The organism is Micrococcus sp. (assembly GCF_034179925.1).
Taxonomy (GTDB): domain Bacteria; phylum Actinomycetota; class Actinomycetes; order Actinomycetales; family Micrococcaceae; genus Micrococcus.
Window position 1 is genome coordinate 72,291 of the sequence record NZ_JAXFPG010000032.1, and the last position, 22,510, is coordinate 94,800.

17 protein-coding genes are annotated in these 22,510 nt (G+C 74.2%); 2 read left to right on the plus strand and 15 right to left on the minus strand.

Annotated elements, in window-relative coordinates:
• Nucleotides 1-49 precede the first annotated feature (49 nt).
• Entirely contained in the window at nucleotides 50-316 is a 267-nt protein-coding gene (gene rpsT, locus SPI96_RS06125) for a 30S ribosomal protein S20 (protein ID WP_321081479.1), read from the plus strand.
• Between the two features lie 158 nt (nucleotides 317-474).
• Here rpsT and holA read toward each other — a convergent pair whose 3' ends face one another.
• The 7 genes from holA to SPI96_RS06160 form a co-directional block, all read right to left on the minus strand.
• Nucleotides 475-1,497 (minus strand): DNA polymerase III subunit delta, encoded by a 1,023-nt coding sequence (holA, locus tag SPI96_RS06130; protein WP_321081480.1) that lies wholly within the window; start codon nucleotides 1,495-1,497, stop codon nucleotides 475-477.
• Nucleotides 1,498-1,507: 10 nt separating this feature from the next.
• Nucleotides 1,508-4,165, minus strand: coding sequence for a ComEC/Rec2 family competence protein (locus tag SPI96_RS06135; protein ID WP_321081481.1), 2,658 nt, complete (start codon nucleotides 4,163-4,165; stop codon nucleotides 1,508-1,510).
• A 4-nt stretch (nucleotides 4,166-4,169) separates the two neighbouring features.
• Nucleotides 4,170-5,096 (minus strand): ComEA family DNA-binding protein, encoded by a 927-nt coding sequence (locus SPI96_RS06140; RefSeq protein ID WP_321081482.1) that lies wholly within the window; start codon nucleotides 5,094-5,096, stop codon nucleotides 4,170-4,172.
• Nucleotides 5,097-5,208: 112 nt separating this feature from the next.
• Nucleotides 5,209-6,219: a DegV family protein gene (locus tag SPI96_RS06145; protein ID WP_321081483.1), complete on the minus strand. Its 1,011-nt coding sequence runs from the start codon at nucleotides 6,217-6,219 to the stop codon at nucleotides 5,209-5,211.
• A 32-nt stretch (nucleotides 6,220-6,251) separates the two neighbouring features.
• Nucleotides 6,252-8,759 carry a leucine--tRNA ligase gene (gene leuS / locus SPI96_RS06150; RefSeq protein WP_321081484.1) on the minus strand — a complete coding sequence of 836 codons (2,508 nt, stop codon included), beginning with the start codon at nucleotides 8,757-8,759 and terminating at the stop codon, nucleotides 6,252-6,254.
• Between the two features lie 243 nt (nucleotides 8,760-9,002).
• Nucleotides 9,003-10,097 (minus strand): alkaline phosphatase PhoX, encoded by a 1,095-nt coding sequence (locus SPI96_RS06155; RefSeq protein ID WP_321081485.1) that lies wholly within the window; start codon nucleotides 10,095-10,097, stop codon nucleotides 9,003-9,005.
• A gap of 381 nt (nucleotides 10,098-10,478) precedes the next feature.
• Nucleotides 10,479-10,628, minus strand: coding sequence for a hypothetical protein (locus tag SPI96_RS06160; RefSeq protein ID WP_321081486.1), 150 nt, complete (start codon nucleotides 10,626-10,628; stop codon nucleotides 10,479-10,481).
• 168 nt (nucleotides 10,629-10,796) lie between these two features.
• On the opposite strand from SPI96_RS06160, the gene SPI96_RS06165 reads away from it, so the two are divergent.
• Entirely contained in the window at nucleotides 10,797-11,834 is a 1,038-nt protein-coding gene (locus tag SPI96_RS06165) for an alpha/beta hydrolase (protein ID WP_321081487.1), read from the plus strand.
• Nucleotides 11,835-11,856: 22 nt separating this feature from the next.
• Here SPI96_RS06165 and SPI96_RS06170 read toward each other — a convergent pair whose 3' ends face one another.
• From SPI96_RS06170 to carB, 8 genes are all read right to left on the minus strand, one after another.
• A complete protein-coding gene (locus SPI96_RS06170) occupies nucleotides 11,857-13,932 on the minus strand; it encodes a primosomal protein N' (protein ID WP_321081488.1) in 2,076 nt (691 codons plus the stop codon).
• Nucleotides 13,933-14,019: 87 nt separating this feature from the next.
• The gene (metK, locus tag SPI96_RS06175) at nucleotides 14,020-15,282 is read right to left on the minus strand and encodes a methionine adenosyltransferase (RefSeq protein WP_321081489.1); all 1,263 of its coding nucleotides are present in this window, start codon (nucleotides 15,280-15,282) and stop codon (nucleotides 14,020-14,022) included.
• Between the two features lie 15 nt (nucleotides 15,283-15,297).
• Nucleotides 15,298-16,545: a bifunctional phosphopantothenoylcysteine decarboxylase/phosphopantothenate--cysteine ligase CoaBC gene (gene coaBC, locus SPI96_RS06180; protein WP_321081490.1), complete on the minus strand. Its 1,248-nt coding sequence runs from the start codon at nucleotides 16,543-16,545 to the stop codon at nucleotides 15,298-15,300.
• A gap of 7 nt (nucleotides 16,546-16,552) precedes the next feature.
• Nucleotides 16,553-16,996 (minus strand): DNA-directed RNA polymerase subunit omega, encoded by a 444-nt coding sequence (rpoZ, locus tag SPI96_RS06185; protein ID WP_321081491.1) that lies wholly within the window; start codon nucleotides 16,994-16,996, stop codon nucleotides 16,553-16,555.
• A gap of 77 nt (nucleotides 16,997-17,073) precedes the next feature.
• A complete protein-coding gene (gene gmk / locus SPI96_RS06190; RefSeq protein ID WP_414601920.1) occupies nucleotides 17,074-17,724 on the minus strand; it encodes a guanylate kinase in 651 nt (216 codons plus the stop codon).
• A 69-nt stretch (nucleotides 17,725-17,793) separates the two neighbouring features.
• Nucleotides 17,794-18,108: an integration host factor, actinobacterial type gene (mihF, locus tag SPI96_RS06195; RefSeq protein ID WP_321081492.1), complete on the minus strand. Its 315-nt coding sequence runs from the start codon at nucleotides 18,106-18,108 to the stop codon at nucleotides 17,794-17,796.
• A 198-nt stretch (nucleotides 18,109-18,306) separates the two neighbouring features.
• A complete protein-coding gene (gene pyrF / locus SPI96_RS06200) occupies nucleotides 18,307-19,218 on the minus strand; it encodes an orotidine-5'-phosphate decarboxylase (protein WP_321081493.1) in 912 nt (303 codons plus the stop codon).
• Entirely contained in the window at nucleotides 19,215-22,508 is a 3,294-nt protein-coding gene (gene carB, locus SPI96_RS06205) for a carbamoyl-phosphate synthase large subunit (protein WP_321081494.1), read from the minus strand. Before carB ends, pyrF begins: the two co-directional genes overlap by 4 nt.
• Between the last annotated feature and the right edge of the window lie 2 nt (nucleotides 22,509-22,510).

Here is a 22,510-nt window from a genome sequence, read left to right on the forward strand (position 1 = left end):
GTACACCAGGTGCCGGCCGACGCCGTGCATCTCAGACGAAGGACCAGCTTTGGCCAACATCAAGTCCCAGAAGAAGCGCATCATCACCAACGAGAAGGCCCGCCAGCGCAACGTCGCGGTGAAGTCCTCCCTGAAGACCGCCATCCGCGCCGTGGACCAGGCCGTCGCCGCCGGTGACGCCGAGGCCGCCACCGCCGCGCTGCGCACCGCCTCCCGCAAGCTGGACAAGGCCGCCTCCAAGGGCGTCATCCACAAGAACCAGGCCGCGAACCGCAAGTCCGGCATCTCCGCCCGCGTGCAGGGCATCTCCGCCTGATCCGCAGGCACACCGCTGTGCATCGCCGCGGACGCTGAACCGCGGCCACGAAGGCCCCCGACCGATCCGGTCGGGGGCCTTCGTCGTGCCGGGGCGGGCACGGCCGTGGCGCACCGTGGTGCGGTGCAGGCCGCGCCGGGACGGACGGCGTCGTGCCGTCAGCGGCGGACGGCCGTGGCCACCCGGATCACGGCCCGCTCGACGGCGAAGTCCGGGTTGCGGGAGGCACCCTTGACCTCCGCGTCCGCCTGAGCGATCCACTCCACGGCACGGGCGATGCCCTCAGGCGACCAGTGGCGGGCGGCCTGCTGCACGAAGCGCACCTGGAACGGGGCGATGCCCAGGGCCGAGGCGATCTCCCCCTGCCCCATTCCGGAGTCCACGATCCGCGCCACCTGCCGGGCCTTGAGCGCCAGGACGGAGGTGACCATCACCGGGTGCACACCGGTGGCCAACGCGTGCCGGACCAACGAGACGGCCCGGGCGGCCTGCCCCTCCAGGGCGGCGTCAGCCACCGCGAAGCTCGTGGCCTCCACCCGGCCCCCGTAGTAGGTCTGCACGTGGTCCGCGGTGACGGGGCCGTCCACATCCCCGAGCAGCTGGGAGCAGGCCGCAGCCAGATCCGTGAGGGAGGTGCCGGTGGCGTTCACGAGGGCCCGGGCGGCGTCGTCGTCGATGCGGCGGCGGGCGTCCCGGAACTCGGCCTGCACGAATGCGAGGCGGTCCTCGTCCCGCTTCAGGGCGGGGCACTCCACCACGGTGCCGGCCCGGGCGACGGCGTCGAGCAGGCGCTTGCCCCGGTTGCCGCCGGTATGGCGCAGCACCACGGTGACGTCCTCCGCGCCGGGGCCCTGCTGCACCAGGTGCAGGGCGTCCTCGAGGAAGGCGTCGTTCATGGACTCCAGACCGTCCACCCGGATGAGCGTGGGCTCAGCGAACAAGGACGGGCTGGCCGCCTGGGCCAGCTGCCCGGGGCGGTAGTCGGCGGCGCGGAAGCGGTGGGTCTCGAGGGCCCCGTGGCGGGCCGTCAGGGAGGCCACCACGCGGTCCGTGACCCAGCGGGCGGCATAGTCCTCGGGGCCGCGCAGCAGCATCAGGGCGGCGGGCTCGGCACGACGCCAGGCGAGCGGGTCGGCGGTGCGACCGCCTCGGCCGGAACGGGAGCTGCGGGCGGCGGACATGACAGCCATCCTAGGGTGCGGGCGCCGCCGGGGCGCGGACGGTGTGGGCGACGAGCTCCCCGGCGGGGCCGGGAACGAGGGCGAGCGTGCCGTGCCGGTCCGTGCGGGCCACCGGACCGAGCTGTTCAAGCCCCCGGACGGTCACCGGATGCGGGTGGCCGTAGCTGTTCTCGGCCCCGACCGAGATCACGTGCATCCGCGCCCCCACCGCGCGGGGCAGATCGAGCCCGCCGTTGCGCGCCCCGTGGTGGGACACCTTGAGCACGTCGACGCGCGGGGGCGGGGCGGCATCGCTGCGCAGACCTCGCACCCAGGCGGCGGCTGCCTGCTCCTCGAGGTCGCCGGTGACCAGCACGGTCAGCGGGCCTGCGCCGGTGTCCACCGTGACGAGCACCTGGGCTGAGGCGTCGTTCTCCTCCGCCGCCCGCGCGTCGGCCAGCAGCACCTGCCAGGTGGCGGCACCGGCTCGCCCCTGCTCCCCCGTGGTCAGCCGGGACGCCCCGGGCGGGGGTGCCACGCCGGCGGCCTCCCCGCGCGTCGGGCCCAGGCCGGCGGTGGTGGCGCCGTCCCGGGTGGCGTAGTGCACCTGGCCCGGGGTGAGGGCCCCGGTGAACGCGGCGATCCCGCCGGCATGGTCGGCGTGCAGGTGGGTCAGCAGCAGTGCGTCGACGCGCTCCACCCCGAGGTCCGCCAGGCAGCGCGCCGCAGGCTCCGGCTCCGGGCCGGTGTCCAGCACGAGGGCTGAGCGCTCCGAGGTGCGCACCACCGTCATGTCCCCCTGGCCGACGTCGCAGAACGCGAGCGCCCAGCCCGGCGGGGCCCCGGACACCGGACGCGGCACCACCACCGCCCCCGAGGCGCCCAGGGCGGCAGCGGCCAGGACCCCGGCCAGGATGAGCCCGGCGGCCGGACGGCCCCTCCCCCGCCCGTGGGCTCCGGCCCCCACCCGACGCACGGGGGCCTGCGGGGTGCGCTCGAGCAGCAACAGCGCGCGGAACCCAGCCAGGATGGCCGCCGTCAGCAGCGCCCCCAGCGCCACCCCGAGGGGTCCCTGGGGCCACGGCCGCACCGCCAGGGGCGCCTGCGCGGCGATCACCGCCACGTGGCCGATCCACGCGGCAGGCCATTGGACCAGCCACAGCAGGGATGCCGCCACCGGAGGTGCCGGCACCGTGAGCGCGGCGGCGAGGGTGCCCAGGACGGTCACGGCTGGGACGGCGGGGGCGGCGAGCAGGTTCGCTGGAATGGACCAGGTGCTCACGGTGCCGGTCATGGCCAGGAGGATCGGTTGGCAGGCGAGGTGGGCGGCCAGGGTGACGGCGAGGGCCGACGAGAGCAGGCGGGCGGCGGCGTCCGGGAGCAGGCGGTTGAAGAGGGTGTGGAGGCGCGCGTCCAGGGGCGCGGAGACGAGGACGATGCCGGCGGTGGCGGCCAGGGAGAGGTGGAAGGCGACCTGGGTGGCCAGGCCGGGTGCGGCGACGAGCAGGGCGGTGGCGCCGGCGGTGAGGATGCTGAAGGCTTCGCGGCTGCGGCCGAGGAAGAGGGCGAGGGCGCCCAGGCCCCCCATGACGGAGGCGCGCAGCACAGAGGGTTCGGGGCCGACGACGAGGACGAAGGCCAGGAGGGTGCCCAGGCCGCCGAGGAGCACGGTGGTGCGGTGGACGCGGGCGGTCCGCAGGGTGAGGGTGACGGCGCCGAGCAACAGGGCCACGTTGGAGCCGGAGACGGCGCTGAGGTGGGAGAGCCCCGAGTGCTTCATGGCGAGGTCGAGCTCAGGGGTCTGGGCGGAGCGGTCGCCGAGGACGAGGCCGGGCAGGAGCTGGTCGGCGGGGCCGACGCCGGTGGCGGAGAGCTCGCGGAAGCGGTCGCGCAGGAGGTCACGACCGGTGGGGGCGGCCGCGTCGTCGTGGCTCTGGTGCTGCGGCGGGTCGGGACTGCCGGGGGTGTGGGGTGTGCCCGGGAGGTGGGGTACGACGGCGGCCGCGCGGCCGTGGGCGCCGGCCTGAGGCCGGGGGCAGGGCCCGGCCTCCGGGGTGATGCGGGCGGTGAGGAAGAGGGTGGCCCCCTCCTGGCGGGGGACGGCGATGAGGCACACCGGGCGCCCGGGGGTGAGGGCCGGCGGCGGGCCGTCTCCGGTGAGCACGGCACGGGCCGGTGGGGTGAGGGCGGCCAGGGGGTGGCCGAAGCCGATGACCTCGGCCTCGGTGTGCCAGCGGGGCCCGAAGCGGGTCTCGGTGCCGACGGGGGCGGTGCCGGGAGTGAGCTGGAGGCGGACGGGGTGCTCGGCGCGCACGGTGTGGTCCCAGCCGGCGGCCTCGGCGGCACTGCGGGTGAGGGCAACCTGCTGCAGGAGCAGGGCCGCGCAGGTGCCGGCCAGGGCGAGGGCGGTGAGCAGCCCCGCCGTGGTGCTGCGTCGGAGGCCATTGCCCTGCCGAGAGCCGGTGCTGCGCCGGAGGCTGCTGCTGTGCCGGAAAGGGCCCTCGCGGCGCCTCGTGCGGTAGTGCAGGGCCAGGAGGGCGAGGGCGGCGATCAGGGCCACCAGGGCGCAGCCGTCGGAGGCGAGGGCCCCGGCGGAGGCTGACGCGGTGGGCGCCCACTGTCCCAGCAGCAGGCAAGCGATGAGGGCGGGGGCCCAGCGGGCGTCCACCGGCGCAGGGGCGCGGCTCACGCGGTCACCAGGTCACGTGGGCGCGCAGCCGGTCCAGGGTGGCCGGGCCGATGCCGGGGACGGCGTCGAGGTCCTGCAGGCCGGTGAAGGGACCGACGCCCTCGCGGTAGGCGATGATCCGTTCGGCCATCGCCGGTCCGACACCCGGCAGGGTCTGCAGGGTGGTGCTGTCCGCCCTGTTCAGGTCCACGAGACGCGAGGTCTCCCCCGTCGGAGCACCCCCGGGGCCAGCGGTGGCGCCCACATCGGTCCCGGCGGTGCCTGCCCCCGCACCGCCGCCTTCCCTGCCGCTGTGCGCGGGGCCGGACGGGTCGGGGTGCAGCTCGGCTTCGGGGGTGGCGGCGTCCGGCACGACGATGCGCTGGCCGTCCTGCACGGGGGCGGCCAGGTTGATCCGGTCGGGCCGGGCCGTGCGGGTGGGCCCGCCGGCGGCGTCGACGGCGTCGGCGACGCGCGCCTCGGCCGGGACCTCCACCACACCGGGGGCCCGCACCTGCCCCACCACGTGCACCCGCACCGTGGCCGGGCCCGACTCCGCCGGCGCGGGAGCATCGGAACCGGCACCAGCACCGGCACCGGCGGCGGGAGCGCCCCCCTCTGGACCGGGCGCGGCGGCCCCGGAGGGCGCGCCGGAGACCGGGCCGGCCGCCGTCGTCCCCGCCGGGGGATCGTCCGAGGCGACGGCGGCGAGCGCCTGGGGTGCCGAGGGCGGGGTGGGGGCGGTGAGCCAGCCGACGAGCCACCAGACGCCGGCGGCCACGAGCACGAGCACGAGGGCCGTGCCGGCGGCCCGCCAGCGCGTCAGGGGCGGACGGGTGGGGGCCTGCTCCCAGTCCGTGGGAGCGGGGTCGAGGACGGCTGCGCCGTCGGGATGCTCGGCGGCCTCGTCGGGACGCTCGGCGGGGTGAGGGAGGGAATGCGTGGATGCCATGCCCCCATGCTCGGCCGCCACGGCCCCGGCCCGCCGGGCCCACCCGGGCGACTGGGGACGGCGGGACGGCCCCGTGGCCCTGTGCAGGAGCGGACCGGCACCGGGGACGGTCTCAGGCCCCCGAAGCGCCGGGACCGGCCGTGGACCGCGCCGCGCCGGTGCCGCCGCCGGCGAAGGGGTCCAGGGGCGCCACCACGACCCCGAGGGTGCCGAGCCCCGCATGGGCGGCGAGTACCGCCGGCAGCTCCACCACCGGCACCGGGGACACCGACAGCGGCTGCAGGCACTCGGCCAGGGCGGCGGCGGACTCCTCGCCGTAGCCGTGCACAGCCACCCGGCAGGCCCGGCCGGCCACCCGCTCCCGGGTCAGCGCCACCAGGCGCTCGCGGGCGCGCGCCTCGGAGCGGGGCCGCTCCAGCAGCTGCACGGTGCCCTCGCGCATCTCCAGCAGAGGGCGCACCTGCAGGAGCGTGCCCAGCAGGGAGGACATCGCACCCACGCGCCCGCCCCGGCGCAGCTGCTCGAGGCTGGGCACCGAGAACAGCACGTCACTGGCGGCCGCCGTCGCCTCGGCCCGCGCCACGATCTCCTCGAGTGGTCGGCCCAGCCCGGCTTCCACTGCCGCGTCCGTGACCGTCATGCCCAGGGCGAAGCCCACTGTGCGGGTGTCCACGACGGTCACCGGGCAGGGGGCGTCCCGAGCGGCCAGCCGGGCGGCGTCCACCGTGCCGGACAGCCCCCCGGACATGTGCAGGGAAAGGATCCGGGCGTACCCGGCGCGGGCCAGGTCCGCGTAGACGGCACGGAACACGCCCGGAGCCGGCCGGGAGGTGCGCACGGCAGTGCCTGCGGCCAGGGCCAGGGGCAGCTCGAGGGCGAGGTCCTCATCGCCCTCGGCGTGGATCTGCTCCCCCACCATCACCGGCAGCGGCACCTGGCGGATGCCGGCGGCGAAAGGGTGCTCGAGCACCGAGGCCGGCAGGGCGGCTGCCGTGTCCGTCACGATGGCGGTGCGGTCCCTGCGCGGCGGACGCAGCCCGTAGCGGGCCCGGCCCACGAGCTGGGACCTGCGCCCGCGCAGGCGCTCCAGGACGTCGTCGCGCCACTGCTCCACACTGGCCACGGGCCGGTCCCCCTCCCGCCGACCGACCCCGGTCAGCGCACCACCAGATTCACGAGCTTGGGCTCGCGGACGATCACCTTGACGATCTCGGCCTCGCCGATGAACGCACGCACCTTCTCCGAGGCGCGGGCCCGGGCCTCCAGGTCCTCCGCGGTGATGTCCGCGGGCACCTGCAGCTGATCGCGGACCTTGCCCTTGACCTGCACGACGGCGGTGACGGTGTCCTCCACGAGCAGGGACTCGTCCACGGTGGGCCAGCCGGCACGCACCACAGAGGGCTCATGGCCCAGCATCGCCCACATGTCCTCAGCCACGTAGGGGGCGACAAGGGACAGCAGCACGGCCACGGCCTCGGCCGCCTCGCGCACAGCCGGATCCGCGGCACCGGCGCCGGCGTCGATCTCCTTGCGGGCGGCGTTCACCAGCTCCATGGTCTTGGCGATGACCACGTTGAACTTGCCGTCGTCAAGCAGCTGCGAGGCCTCGTGGACACTGCGGTGGGTCACCCGGCGCAGTGTCGTGGACCCGGCGGCCGGGTCCGCGTCCACCGGGGTGCCGGCCTCCCGCACGTCCCGGGCCAGGCGCCAGGCGCGGGCCAGGAACTTGCCGGCGGCACCGGGCGAGACGTCGGCCCAGTCGACGTCGTCCTCGGGCGGGGAGGCGAACACCATGGTCAGGCGGACGGCGTCCACGCCGAACTCGTCGAGCTGCTGGCCCAGGTCCACACCGTTGCCGAGGGACTTGGACATCGCCTTGCCGCCGTTGAGCACCTGGCCCTGGTTGAGCAGGGCGCGGAAGGGCTCGGTGAACGGCACCAGGCCGAGGTCGTGCAGGGCCTTGGTGAAGAAGCGGGCGTACAGCAGGTGCAGGATCGCGTGCTCCACACCACCGACGTACTGGTCCACGGGCAGCCAGTCCGCCACCAGCTGCGGATCGAACGGGGCGTCCTCGGCCCACGGCGAGGCGTAGCGCAGGAAGTACCAGGAGGAGTCCACGAAGGTGTCCATCGTGTCCGTGTCCCGACGGGCAGGGGCACCACACACCGGGCAGGGCACGTTCACCCAGTCCTCGGCGGCGGCCAGGGGCGACTGGCCCTTCGGTGCGAGCTGCTCGCCCTTGAGATCGGTCGGCAGCAGCACGGGCAGCTGCTCCTCGGGCACGAGCACCTCACCGTGCTCGGGGCAGTGCACCACCGGGATCGGGGTGCCCCAGAAGCGCTGGCGGGACAGCAGCCAGTCGCGCAGCCGATACGTGGTGGCCCCGCGTCCGGTGCCGCGAGCCTCGACGATCTCGATGGCGCGGGCGATGGCCGAGGACTTGTCGAGGCCGGTCAGTTCCCCGGAGTTCACCAGGGTGCCCGGGCCCAGGGCGGGCACGCCGGTCTCGGCCGGGTCCTCCTCACCGGTGTCGATGACCACGCGCACGGGCAGGCCCATGGCGCGGGCGAAGTCGAGGTCGCGCTGGTCGTGGGCGGGCACAGCCATGATCGCGCCGGTGCCGTAGTCCGCCAGCACGTAGTCCGAGGCCCAGATCGGCAGGCGCTCGCCCGTGAGCGGGTTCAGTCCGTACCGGCCGAGGAACACACCGGTCTTGGGGCGGTCGGTGGCCTGGCGCTCGATGTCCGAGGCCTTCTTCAGTTCCTCCCGGTACGCCTCCAGCTCGGCGCGGTGCTCGTCGTCGACCAGCTCGAGGGCGAGCGCGGCGTCGGCGGCGACCACCATGAAGGTGGCGCCGTAGAGGGTGTCGGGGCGGGTGGTAAAGACGGTGATGGTGGGGCCGTCCTCGACCTGGAAGTCCACGTGGGCGCCGTGGGAGCGGCCGATCCAGTTGCGCTGCATGGCCAGGACGCGCTCGGGCCAGTGGCCGGTGAGCTCGTCCATGTCGTCGAGGAGGGCGTCCGCGTAGTCGGTGATGCGGAAGTACCACTGGTTGAGGGTGCGCTTGGTGACCTCGGTGCCACAGCGTTCGCAGTGGCCGTCCACGACCTGCTCGTTGGCGAGGACGGTCTGATCCTTGGGGCACCAGTTGACCGGGGAGTCCTTCCGGTAGGCCAGGCCCTTCTTGTAGAGCTGCTGGAAGAGCCACTGGGTCCAGCGGTAGTACTCGGGGTCGGAGGTGTGGAGTTCACGGGACCAGTCGACGGCGATGCCGTAGCGCTGGAAGGAGCGCTTCTGGGTGTCGATGTTGGCGTAGGTCCAGTCGGCGGGGTGGGCGTCGCGCTTGATGGCGGCGTTCTCAGCGGGCAGGCCGAAGGAGTCCCAGCCGATGGGGTGGAGGACGTCGTAGCCGCGCTGGAGCCAGTAGCGGGCGACGACGTCGCCCATGGCGAAGGCCTCGGCGTGGCCCATGTGGAGGTCACCGGAGGGGTAGGGGAACATGTCGACCACGGTGCGTCGCTCGGTGCCGTCCCCGCGGGGGGTGAAGGTGCCGGCGGCCTCCCAGTACCCGGCCCAGCGGCTCTCGACGTCCCGGAAGGAGTACTCCGCGTCCTGGGGGATCTCGGGGGTGGCCGGCGCGGCGCTCTCGGGGGTCTGGCTCACGGTGGTTCGTGTCCTCTGGTCGTCGGTGGCGTGGTTCGGGCGGCGCGGCGTCGGCACGGGACGGGCGGCCCTCGGCCCGACCGGCATGGTGTGCTGCGGTGGACCGTCCCCCATCCTACGGCGGCCGGGGCGGTGGGTGGCGCCCGCCGGCGGGGTACGGGGCCAGCACAGGCGAACAGTGCCCCGGACACACCGACACCCCCGTCCGGGTGCGGACGGGGGTGCCGGTGCGGGCGCTGAGGGTCAGCGGCTGAGGTAGCGGGCGAGAGGCCCGGTGATCATGTAGGTGCAGTCGCTCTGGACATTGGCGAACAGGGCGTTGCCGTTGCCGAAGCAGGGGCCGGCCCATTCGCCGCGGGCGGTGAGGTCGCGGGCGATGGCCTGGGCGCCGCGGCGCTCGGTGAAGGCGACCAGGTGGTTGGGATCGGAGCCGTCCTCAGCGATCACGACTCCGCCCCAAGGGGACACAGTGATGTTGTCCGGTGCGTCGAACTCGTGGCCGGGGCCCCAGTAGTCCTTGACGGTCATGGTCTGATCCCCGAAGGAGTAGTACACGATGATGCCCTGGTTCGGGATGGCCGCCGGGTGCTCGCCCTCGTTCGTGAACGACAGGGTGAACCAGAGGCCCTCGCCGGCGGCGTCCTGCCACACGCCCTCGATCTTGCGGTGCTGGGTGGCACCGGGGAACTGACGGCGCAGGTCGCGGAACTCGGCCTGGCGGTCCTGGCCGCCGTCGACCCAGCGGACGGGGTATGCGGCGCCGAGGTCCGCGGCGGTGAGCTGGCTGTAGTGCTCCAGAGGGACGCCGTCCCGTACGAGCTGGGCGGCCTGGAGGACGCCGTCCTCCGGGCCGAGGCGGTCGGCGATGCCGGGGCCGAGGGTGACGCCGGCCGGGGCGGTCCAACGGTAGAACAGGCCGCCGCGGGTGTCCTCGGTGATGTAGGCGCTGGCGAGGTCGGGGCCGATGGCCGCAGCCTCGAAGACACCGCGGCCCCAGGCGCGGATGGGGCGGGGCACCTGGCAGCCGGCCTCGGCGGGGAAGACCTCGAACACGTAGCCGTGGTCCTGCTGCAGGGCGTACCAGCCGCCGTCCACGGAGCTGGTGACCCAATCGCCGGCGCGGGAGGTGTCCTCCTCGCAGGTGAGCCAGGTGTTCCAGGGGGTGGGGCCGCCGGCGCAGTTGCGGATGGTGCCGGAGAGGCTGACCCACTGCTGGCGCAGGGCGCCGTTGCGGGAGACCTCGACCACGGTGGTGCCGATCACGCGGCCGCCGCGGTCGGAGAGCACGGGCTCCACGCCGATGGTGGAGATGCGCACGGCCTTGAAGCCGCGGGGCATGGCGACCTGACCGTCGGCGGAGAGGGCGGGCAGGCGGCCAGCAGAGCCCGGGTGAACCGGACCGGACGAGCGCCTCAACAGTGCACGTCCGACCGCTCGTCGCTGTGCGGCGGCCTCCCACCGTGCATGGCCGGCACACGGAGATGGCACCCGGGCGGAGTCCCGCCCGGGTGCCGCGTGGCCCTCGGTCAGTCGCGGACGATCACCAGGGCCCCCACCAGGACCAGCAGTCCCACCACACTCGCCGCGATCGTTCCCCCGCGTCCGATCCTCTTCATGGGTTCTCCCTCCGTTGTCGGCACCGAGTGTCGGCGCGCGGATCGACTGTAGGCAGTCGATCCCGCCCCTGGCGTGGGCCCAGGGTGGATCTTGAGTGCGGATTCAAGCCCGGATGTCATCCCCCGGAATGAGGCCGTCTGCACTCTCCGGGGCCGTGAGGGTGATGACGGTGTCGGCGGTGCGCCGCAGCCGCTCCCCCTGCTCTCCGCCCGGGAGCCGGCGCTGCTCCCGCAACAGGATGCTCTGCGACACCGTCCATTCCTCCACCGGCCCGTAGTCGCAGCCCGGACGGCGTTCTTGGCCATCGTTCCTTCCCACAGACAGGTCGTTCCACTCACCATATACACAGGCCCTGCCGTGATACGGCCCATGAATTCCTCAGCCCTCACTGCCCTCGGACGCCATGGCTAGGCTAGCCGGGTGCGCCGCCGTCCCCCCCGCCCCAACCCCGCCCCGCCGCCGGTCCGTCTGCGCGACCGCCTGCACCCGCCGGCCCCGCCGCACGACACCGCCGAGCTGACCGGGTTCACCGCCCGCACCCCCCACCGGTGCACCGTGCCCGTGCCGGACCCCGTGAGCGGGACGGCGACCGACGTCGCCGTGTGGCAGTACCCAGCCCACGGCGACGACGGCGCCCGCCCGCCGCTCGTGTTCGTGCACGGCTTCCGCGGGGACCACCACGGCCTGGCGCTCGTGGCCGACGCCCTGCCCGAGCACACGGTGCACTCGGTGGAGCTGCCCGGGTTCGGCGCTTCGGCCGCATTCCCCGACGCCGAGCACACCGTGGCCCACCACGCCGCGGCCGTACGGGCCGCCGTCGACGCGCTGCTCGGCCCCGATCCCGCCCGCACTCCCCTGCTGGTGGCGCACTCCTACGGGACGATCGTGGCCTCCCACCTGGTAGCGAAGGATCCGACCCGCTGGGCGGGCCTGGTGCTGCTCAACCCCATCGCGGAGCCGGCCCTGGACGCCTCCGGCTCGATGACGGCCCGCGCGGCCGCCTGGACCGCCGAGGCCTACTACGAGCTCGCCGCCCGCCTACCCGAGCGCCCCGGCCGGGCCCTGCTCGGCGCCGCCCCGGCCGTGTGGGCCACCACCCTGCTGATGTCCCGCACCCGGGACCGGCGCGTGCTCGCCTACACCCACGACCAGCACCGGCGCTGGTTCTCCGCTTTCGCCTCACGCCGGATGCTCGCCGAGGCCTACCGGGCCTCCACCACCTCCACCGTCCTCGACGCCGCGCCCAGCCTGCACCTGCCGGTCACCCTCGTCGCCGGAGCCGAGGACCCCCTGGGATCCGTGGCCGCCCAGCAGCACCTCGCCGCGGCCATCGACGCCGCCGGTGGGCACGCGGACCTGCACGTGCTCGACGGCGTCGGCCACCTGCTGCACTACGAGCGACCCCTCGAATGCGCCGCCCTGATCCGCCGCGCCTCCTCCCCCACCGCCGCGGGCTGAGCGCACCGGGCCGCCCCCCGGCTCAGAGCACCCCAGCCGGGTCCAGGCGCACCCGCACCGCCGAGTGCTCCCGGCGGGCGCTCGCGGCCGCACGGGCATCCCGCAGCGCCCCCACGGTCTCGGCCGCCGCTGCGTAGGGGAACAGCAGCAGAGCCCGGGACCGGGTCTCATCCACCGGGCCCGGTGCCGGCCCGATCCACGGCAGCGGCGGCAGCGAGGCGGCAGCGTCGTCGGCGGGCGGGCCTGCCTGGGCCGCCCGGCGCTCCCGACGCGCGGCCTCGACCAGCTCGAGGTAGTCCGCCACGGCCTCCCGCTCCCCCGTCACCTCGGCCAGCCGCCCGGCCGGAGGCAGGCGCAGCTCACGGCGCTCGGCCAGCAGCACGGAGGCGAACCCGGCTGGGTCCTGCCGCACGAGCGCCCCGACGGCGGCGCCGGGCTCCGCGGTGACCACCACGGTCCCGCCCTGCCCGGCCGCACGCACGAGGGCGGCGGCGGCCAGCCAGCGCCCCAGCACCCGCACGGGGACGTCCAGGCCCTCCCGCTGCAGCTGGGAGTCGCCGTCCAGCAGCAGGGCCGCCGCATACCCCCCGGGGGTGTGCGGCTCGGCTCCGACTGTCGCCACCACCAGGGACGGGCCGGAGCCCACCGTCCCCAGACGGTGTTCCGAGGAGGACGCATGCACCGGCACCTGCGGGAAGGCCCGGCCGAGCTCCTCAGCGGTGCGATCCACGCCGCGGGAGCCGGCCCGCAGTGCCGTGGACCCACACTCGGTGCAGCGGAACGCCCGCTCCCGGGTGCCGCACCACCGGCAGGCCAGCTCCCCGCGCTCGGCGGCCCGTCGGTCCGGGAATGCCAGGGGCCCCGAGCAGCACCGGCACCGGGCGGGCGTGCGGCAGCGGGCGCACACCACAGCGGGGATGAACCCGGCCCGGGCGACCTGCACCAGCACCGGCCCGGCCTGCGGGCCGGTGAGCGCCTCACGCGCGGCCTGCCACGCCGCATGGGGCAACCGGGCCCGCCGGGCGAACGGGTCCCGGGCGCTCTCCCAGCCGTCCGCGGAGGAGACGACGCGCGGGCCCAGGGCGCGCTGCACGGGCCGGGCCGCGCGCAGATCCAGCAGCCACCCGGATTCCACGAGCCGCTGCACGGGCAGGGAACGGGAGGGTCCGGCCAGCAGCAGCGCGGACCCGGCGGCCCGCGCCCGCTCGAGCACGACCTCACGGGTGTGGAAGTAGGGGGCCCGCGGCTCGGCCCAGGCATCGTCGGCGTCGTCCCAGAGGACCACCAGGCGCAGGTCCTGCACCGGGGCCCATGCGGCGGCCCGGGTGCCGGCCACGATCCGCCGCCGCCCCAACAGGGCGTGCAGGTGCGCCCGATACCGCGGGGAGTTGCCGTCCTCAGAGCCGATCCGGGCGAAGCCCTCGGCACCCACCGCCTCGGTCAGGGCGGCGCACAGCCGGTCCAGGTCCCGGTGGTCCGGCACCAGCAGCAGCACTCCCCCGCCGGTGTTGGAGACCGCGGCCGCCAGGGAGGCCAACGCCTGCGCCTCGTCCCAGGCGCCCACCCGGGAGGGCACCACGGCCGCCGCCCGGGGGGCGTCCCCGGCCAGCACCGCCGCCATGAACGCCCGGCCGCCCTCGACCTCCTCCCACACCGTCGGTGCCCCGGGCGCACCTGGCCCCCCTGATGTGGCGGCCAGGCCCCCGGGTGCGGTGCCGGGGGCCACGGGGTGGTCGGTGCCGGCGTCGTCCTGCTCGGCGAGGACCTCGCGCTCCACGCGGGCCACCCGTGGCGGCACCGCCAGACGCAGCACATCCGCCACGACGCCGGCCTGGCGCTCCGCCACGGCACGGGCCGTGGCCAGCACCTCGGGGGTCAGCGGCGGGACCTGCGCGGGCACGGCCGTCAGTGCGGACAGCCGGGCCCCGGTCGAGGGCTCGGCCACGCGCTCCACGAGCCACGCGGACATCTCCCTGCCGCCGAAGCGCACGCTCACCCGCGCCCCGGGCACCGCCCGGGCGTCGAGCGCCCGGGGCACGAGGTAGTCGAACTCCCGGTCCAGGTGCGGCACCGGGGACTCCAGGAGCACCCGGGCCACCGGGTCCTCGGGCCAGCCCTCAGCGGACTCCGGCAGACGGGCCGGGCCGTCCTCCTCCGGCAGCGCGAACAGTGCCTCGGCGACGGCTCACACCCCCGCGGCGCGGCGCAGAGCCTCCACCCGGTCCGTGCGCTCCCACGTGAAGTCCGCGTCCTCCCGGCCGAAGTGGCCGTTGGCCGCCGTCTTGCGGTAGATGGGCCGCAGCAGGTTCAGGTCCTTGACGATCGCGGCCGGGCGCAGGTCGAAGACCTCGTTCACAGCGTCGATGATCGTCTCGTCCGGCACGGTGCCGGTGCCGAAGGTGTCCACGTAGAGGCCGACCGGGCGGGCCGAGCCGATCGCGTAGGCCACCTGGAACTCGGCGCGGGCGGCCAGGCCCGCGGCCACCACGTTCTTGGCGACCCAGCGCAGCGCGTAGGCCGCAGAGCGGTCCACCTTCGAGGGATCCTTGCCGGAGAACGCGCCGCCGCCGTGGCGGGCCATGCCCCCGTAGGTGTCCACGATGATCTTGCGACCGGTCAGGCCGGCGTCGCCCACGGGACCGCCGATCACGAACTTGCCACCCGGGTTGATGATCATGCGGGTGTGCTCGGTGTCCAGGCCGGACTGGGCCAGGATCGGGCGGATCACGTGCTGCTCCACGTCCGCGCGCAGCTGCTCCTGCGTGACGACGTCATGGTGCTGGGTGGAGACCACCACGGTCTCCACAGTGCGGGGCCGGTTCTCGGCGTCGTAGCCGATGGTCACCTGGGTCTTGCCGTCCGGCAGCAGGTACGGCATCGGCGAGCCCTCCTGGCGACGGACGGCGGTGAGCCGCTCCGAGAGCCGGTGGGCCAGGTAGACGGGGGTCGGCATGAGCGTGGGGGTCTCATCCGTGGCGTAGCCGAACATGATGCCCTGGTCGCCGGCGCCCTGCTCGTCCACGACGTCCGCCGAGCCGTACTCGCGGGCCTCGAGGGAGCGGCTGACCCCGGCGAAGATGTCCGAGGACTGCTGGCCGATGGAGATGTTCACACCGCACTGGGCGCCGTCGAAGCCGTTGGCGGAAGAGTCGTAGCCGATGTCCAGGATGGTCTCGCGCACGATGTGCGGGATCTCCACGTAGGCGGAGGTGTTGACCTCACCGGCCACCTGCACGAGGCCGGTGGTGGAGAGCGTCTCCACCGCGACCTTCGCTGAGGGGTCGGCCGCGAGGATGGCATCCAGGATCGCGTCGGAGATCTGGTCGCACATCTTGTCCGGGTGGCCCGCGGTGACGGACTCGGAGGTGAACAGGCGCAGGTCGCCGCCGGAGACGCCCCGGTAGGGCTCGGCGTGCGCGGGGGTGCTCGGCTGGACGGTGTCGGTCATGCCGCACAGTCTAGGTCAGCGTCCAGGACCCTCCGGGGCGTCCCGACGCACCAGGACACGTGCGAGCGCGGCGAGCACTGCACGGGCTGCCTCGGCCTTGGTCCCGGCCGTCACCGCCGGTTCGGCGCCGTCTGCGGAGAGCACCGTGACCTCGGTGGTGTCCTGGCCGAACACGCGTCCGCCGCCGACGTCGTTGAGCACCAGCAGGTCGCAGCCCTTGCGGCGCAGTTTGGCCTGACCGTGCTGCAGCGCGGTGGCCTGGGCGTCCCCGGTCTCGGCGGCGAAGCCGACGATCACCGGAGCCATGGGGTAGCCGGCGTCGCGGATCTCGACGGCGGTGCGCAGCACGTCCGGGGTGCGCTCGAGGGAGAGCACGGGGGCACCGCCGTCCTCGGTCTTCTTGATCTTGGTGGCGGCGACCTCGGCCGGGCGGAAGTCCGCGACGGCGGCGGCCATGATGAGCGCGTCCGCGTCCGCCGCCTGGGCCAGGACCGCCTCGAGCAGCTCCTGTGTGGACTCCACATGGATGGTCTCGGCGCCGGTCGGCACCGGCACGGACATGGTGCCGGCGATGAACCGCACCCGCGCCCCGGCGGTGAGGGCCGCCTCGGCCAGGGCCACGCCCTGCTTGCCGGAGGAGCGGTTGCCCAGGAACCGCACCGGGTCCAGGGGCTCACGGGTGCCGCCGGCGGTGATCACCACCGTGCGCCCGCGCAGCGGCACCAGCGCTGGGTCCTCCCCCGGGACGGCGCCCAGGGCGGCCTGCCAGATCTCGGCCGGCTCGGGCAGGCGGCCGGGGCCGGAGTCGGCGCCGGTGAGGCGGCCGACCGCCGGCTCCACCACATGCACGCCGCGGGAGCGCAGCAGCTCCACATTGGCCCGGGTGGCCGGGTGGTGCCACATCTCGGTGTGCATGGCCGGGGACAGCACCACCGGGCAGGTGGCGGTCAGCAGCACGTTGCCCAGCAGGTCCGGGGCCAGCCCGGCGGCCGTGCGGGCGATCAGGTCGGCGGTGGCGGGGGCCACGACCACCAGGTCCGCCCGGCGACCGAGGCGCACATGGCGCACTTCGTCGACCCCTTCGAAGGTGTCCACGGCCACGGGCCGCCCGGACAGCGCCTCCCAGGTGGGGGCGCCCACGAAGCGCAGGGCGTTCGCGGTGGGCACCACCGTGACGCCGTGCCCGGCCTCCGTCATGAGCCGCAGCAGGTGCGCCGCCTTGTAGGCAGCGATCCCCCCGCTGACGCCGAGCACGACCTCCACGGGTCGGTCAGTCCTCGTCCGCGGTGTCCGCGCCCGAGATGATGTCCTCGACGGTGTCCTCGTCGGTCATGACGACGGGCGCACCGTAGGCCTCGCGCTCGACGCCCTCGACGGTCGGCTCGGGCACGAACGGGTCGTCGTCGCCCGGCAGGGAGAAGTCGCCGAAGTCCTCGGCGGCGAGGTCCTCGGCCGGAGCGGACTCCGAGACGGGGGTGGAGACGAGCACGTCGGACTCGATCTCGCGCATCGCGATGGACAGCGGCTTCTCGTTCAGCTGGGTCTCCACCAGCGGGCCGACGTACTCGAACAGGCCCTCGTGGAGCTGGGAGTAGTAGGCGTTGATCTGGCGGGCCCGCTTGGCGGCGAACAGCACCAGGGCGTACTTCGAGTCCACCCGCTCCAGGAGGGAGTCGATGGGCGGGTTGACGATGCCTTCGTACTGATCGGTCACGTAGGTCTCCAGTGTCTCTCGCTTGCAGGTCTGCAGGTCTGTGGTGCCGAGGCGGGCGCGCCCGGCGGCGGCGGGCCTCAGTCGACGGGGGTGCGGTGCGCGGGGTCCAGCCCCATCAGCCGCACGAGCTCCTCGGCGGCGCGCTCCACGCGGTCGTTCACGACGACGGCGTCGAACTCCGGCTCCGCGGCGAGTTCCAGTCTAGCCGTATCCAGGCGTCGGCGCTGTTCCTCCGGGGTCTCCGTGCCGCGGCCGACGAGCCGGGCCACGAGCTCGTCCCAGCTCGGCGGGGCCAGGAACACGAAGGTCGCGTCCGGCAGGGTCCGGCGCACCTGGCGGGCCCCCTGCAGGTCGATCTCCAGCAGCACGTGGCGGCCGGCGGCCACGGCCTCGGCCACGCGGTCGCGCCGGGTGCCGTAGCGGTTGCGGCCGTGCACCACGGCCCACTCGAGCATCTCGTCGCGCTCGACGAGCCCGTCGAACTCCTCGGGCGTGGTGAAGAAGTAGTGGACGCCGTCCACCTCGCCCGGGCGCGCCTGGCGGGTGGTGGCCGAGACGGAGAGCCAGACCTCCGGGTAGTGGTCCCGGATGTAGGCCGAGACTGTGCCCTTGCCGACGGCGGTGGGCCCGGCGAGCACGGTGACCCCCGGCCCCGCCACGGGCGGGCGGTCGGGGAGGCGGGCCCCCGGGATCGAGGGGACGGGGCCGTCGTCGGCGGTGGGGGTCACGAGCGCTCCTCGGACGGCGCGGGGGCCGGGGCCGGAGGCTCCGGGCTCACCCCGCGCGGCGGGCGGATGTCACCGGCCAATATAGGCGATCAGCGCCTCGCGCTGACGCCGGCCCAGGCCCTTCAGGCGCCGCGCCGGGGAGATCTCACACGCGGTCATGATGCTCTGGGCGCGGACCTCCCCGATGCCCGGCAGGGCCTGGAGCAGGTCCACCGTGCGCATGCGGCCGATGGCCGGATCCTCGTCCGCGCGGGCGAGGACGTCCGCCAGGGAGAGCTCACCGGCGGCGAAGGCGGACTTGAGCGCGGCCCGCTCCTGACGGGCCTGGAGGGCCTTCGACCGGGCCTGGGCCCTCTCCTCCACGCTCAGCTGCCTCAGTGCCATCCGTGCTCCTTCGGTATCTCTCATCCATACCGGACAGCGGCGCATCCGGTTCTCGCTTCAACGAACGGGAATCCGTTCGATATGGACGAAAAAATACCATCAACTTCCTGGCGGATCCGCGTGTGTCGCGTCTCGTTCTCAGGAGGCCACGTCAGGAGGGGGCGGCGGCCTGTCCCCCGCCGCCCCTCCAGGCGCCGGTCAGCGCCGGTCCTCGCGCAGGGCCGCGCGGTCCCGCTCGATGGCCCCGATCAGGTCCGCCACGGCGGGCCCGCAGCGCAGGATCCCCCGCGAGGAGGTCGCCAGCACCTGGGCCCAGGCGTCGCCGAAACCGTCACGCATCCCGGCCGCCGTGGCCCCCTGAGCGCCGAAGCCCGGGGCCAGCAGCGGACCGTGCAGCGCCGGAAGGTCCAGGCCCAGACGGACGGCGTCGGCGGCCACCGTGGCCCCGAGCACCAGGCCCACCGGACCCCAGTCGTCCTCGCCGCGGAGCTGCCCGTTGAGCTCGGCGGCCGCCTCGGCGATCCGCCGGGCCACCGCGCCACCGTTCGCCTCATGCCCGACGTGCTGGACCTCACGCCCCTCCGGGTTGGAGGTCAGCGCCAGCACGAACACGCCGCGCCCGGCCGCATGCGCGGCCCGGATGGACGGCACGAGCGTGCCGAAGCCCAGGTACGGGCTCAGGGTGACGGCGTCGGCGGCCAGCGGGGAGGCGTCGTCGAGCCAGGCGGCGGCGTAGCCGTCCATCGTGGAGCCGATGTCGCCGCGCTTGGCGTCGGCGATCGTCAGCACCCCGGCCTCCCTGGCCAGGCCGAGCAGCTCCTCGAGGACCGCCAGACCCGCTGAACCGTGCCGCTCGTAGAGCGCCACCTGCGGCTTGATCGCCGCCACCCGCACGGACCCGTCCGGGCCGACGGCGGCCTCCAGGGCCCGGCGCGAGAACGCGGCCAGGCCCGCCGGGGAGTCCGGCAGGTCCCAGTCCCCCAGCAGGCCCGGGTGGGGGTCCACACCCAGGCACAGCGGCCCGGCCGAGGCCATGGCCTCGGCCAGGCGCCGCCCGAAGGGGGCGCGGGCGGCCGGCCCGGCCGCTCCCCCGCCGGACCGCCCGCTCACGCCGAGGCCTCGGCGACGGCGGCCTGCAGGCGGGCGTCGTGCTCCTGCAGGGAGGTGACCGACCACTCGTAGGAGCGCATGGCCTCGATGGCCTGCAGGCAGGCGCCGAACTCCGCGGTGGTGGTGATCACCGGCACGCCCAGGGACGTGGCCGCCGCGCGGATCTCGTAGCCGTCCGTGCGGGCCTCGCCGCCGGAGGGGGTGTTCAGCAGCAGGTCCACCGTTCCGGCGTGCAGCTGCTCGAGGATCGTGCCCTCGGCGTCGTCCGCGTCGGCGATCTTGGCGACGACCTCGGCGGGGATGCCGTTGCGGCGCAGCACCTCGGCGGTGCCCCCGGTGGAGACGATCTCGAAGCCGAGGTCCACCAGGCGCTTGGCCAGGCCCACCAGCGTGCGCTTGTCCCGGTTGGCCACGGACACGAACACCCGGCCGGAGGTCGGCAGCGGGCCGCCGGCAGCCGACTGCGACTTCGCGAACGCGGTGTCGAAGTGCTTGTCGATGCCCATGACCTCACCGGTCGAACGCATCTCCGGGCCCAGCAGGGAGTCCACCACGCGACCCTCGGCGGTGCGGAACCGGGTGAAGGGCAGCACGGCCTCCTTGACGGCCACGGACGCACCCATCGGCAGGGAGGCGCCGTCGTAGTCCGCGGGGATCATGCCCTCGGCCCGCAGGTCCGCGATGCTGCGGCCCACGCCGATCATCGCGGCGGCCTTGGCCAGCTGCACGCCCGTCGCCTTGGAGACGAACGGCACCGTGCGGGAGGCGCGCGGGTTGGCCTCGATCACGTAGAGCACGTCGGAGGCCAGGGCGAACTGGATGTTGATCAGGCCCCGCACGCCCACCCCCTCGGCGATCTGCCCGGTGGCGCGGCGCACGCGGTCGACGACGTCCGGGCCCAGGGTGACCGGCGGCAGCACGCACGCGGAGTCGCCGGAGTGGATGCCGGCCTCCTCGATGTGCTCCATGACGCCGCCCAGGTACAGCTCGGTGCCGTCGTAGAGGGCGTCCACGTCGATCTCCACCGCGTCCTCGAGGAAGCGGTCCACCAGCATCGGCTGGTCCGGGGTGATCTCCGTGGCGTGCTCCACGTAGGTGGCCAGCGCCTCCTCCGTGTAGACGATCTCCATGCCGCGGCCGCCCAGCACGTAGGACGGGCGCACCAGCACCGGGTAGCCGATCTCGTCCGCCACGCGCTTGGCGTCCTCGAAGGAGACGGCCGTGCCGTTCTTCGGGGAGATCAGGCCGGCACGGTCCAACACCCGGGCGAACTCGCCCCGGTGCTCGGCCAGGTCGATGGCCTCGGGCGAGGTGCCCAAGATCGGCACGCCGGCATCGGCCAGCTGCTGGGCGAGCTTGAGCGGGGTCTGCCCGCCCAGCTGCACGTACACGCCGCGCACGCCGCCGGAGGCCTGCTCCGCGGCGATCACCTCGAGTACGTCCTCCAGCGTGAGGGGCTCGAAGTACAGGCGGTCGGAGACGTCGTAGTCCGTGGAGACGGTCTCAGGGTTGCAGTTGACCATCACGGTCTCGTACCCGGCCTCGCGCAGGGCCATGGTGGCGTGCACGCAGGAGTAGTCGAACTCGATGCCCTGGCCGATGCGGTTCGGGCCCGAGCCGAGGATGATCACGGACTCGCCTTCGTGCGGGGCCACCTCGGTCTCGAGGTCGTAGCTGGAGTACCGGTAGGGCGTGAACGCCTCGAACTCGGCCGCGCAGGTGTCCACGGTCTTGTAGACCGGGCGCACGCCGAGCGCGTGGCGCAGCCCGCGCACCACGTCCGCGCTCATGTGGCGCAGCGAGCCGATCTGGGCGTCCGAGAACCCGTGGCGCTTGGCCCGGCGCAGCAGCGCCTCGTCCAGCACCTCAGCGTCGCGGATCTCGTCGGCGACCTCGTTGATCAGCATGAACTGGTCCAGGAACCACGGGTCGATCTTGGTGACCTCGAACGCCTGCTCCAGGGTGGCGCCAGCGTACAGCGCCTGCTGGGTCTGAGCCAGACGCTCCGTGGTGGCCGTGCGCGCCTTCTCCAGCAGGGCGGCCGGGTCGGCGTCCTGCGGGAACGCCAGCTCCGAGCCCTTCTGCTCCAGGGAGCGCAGGGCCTTCTGGAGGGCCTCGGTGAAGTTGCGGCCGATGGCCATGGCCTCACCCACGGACTTCATGGTGGTGGTCAGCGTGGGGTCCGCGGCCGGGAACTTCTCGAACGCGAAGCGCGGGACCTTCACCACCACGTAGTCGAGCACCGGCTCGAAGGAGGCCGGGGTCTTGCGGGTGATGTCGTTGGGGATCTCGTCCATCGTGTAGCCCAGCGCCAGCTTCGTGGCGATCTTGGCGATCGCGAAGCCGGTGGCCTTCGAGGCCAGCGCCGAGGAGCGGGACACGCGCGGGTTCATCTCGATGACCACCACGCGCCCGTCCACCGGGTTCACGGCGAACTGGATGTTGCAGCCGCCGGTGTCCACGCCGACCTCGCGGATCACGTTGATCGCGATGTCGCGCAGCTTCTGGTACTCGCGGTCCGTGAGCGTCATGGCCGGGGCCACGGTGATCGAATCGCCGGTGTGCACTCCCACCGGGTCCACGTTCTCGATGGAGCAGACGACCACCACGTTGTCGTTCTTGTCCCGCATCATCTCGAGCTCGTACTCCTTCCACCCGAGGATGGACTCCTCCAGGAGCACCTCGGAGGTCGGGGAGTACTGCAGGCCGGCACCGCAGATGCGGCGCAGGTCGGCCTCGTCATAGGCCATGCCCGAGCCCAGGCCGCCCATCGTGAAGGACGGGCGCACCACCACGGGGTACTTGAGGTCCTCCACGGCGGCCAGGGCCTCCTCCATCGTGTGCACGATGTGCGAGCGCGCGGACTCGCCGCCGGCGCGCTCCACGACGCCCTTGAACAGCTCACGGTTCTCACCGAGCTCGATGGCCTCGATGTTCGCGCCGATCAGCTCCACGCCGAACTCCTCGAGCACACCCTGCTTGTCCAGGGCGATCGCGGTGTTCAGAGCCGTCTGGCCGCCCAGGGTGGGCAGCACGGCGTCCGGCCGTTCCTTTTCGATGATCTTGGCGACCACCTCGGGGGTGATCGGCTCCACGTAGGTGGCGTCGGCCAGCTCAGGGTCGGTCATGATCGTGGCCGGGTTCGAGTTCACCAGGACGACGCGGACGCCCTCCTCGCGCAGCACGCGGATGGCCTGCGTGCCGGAGTAGTCGAACTCGGCGGCCTGGCCGATCACGATGGGGCCGGAGCCGATGACCAGGACGGACTTCAGGTCGGTGCGCTTGGGCATGG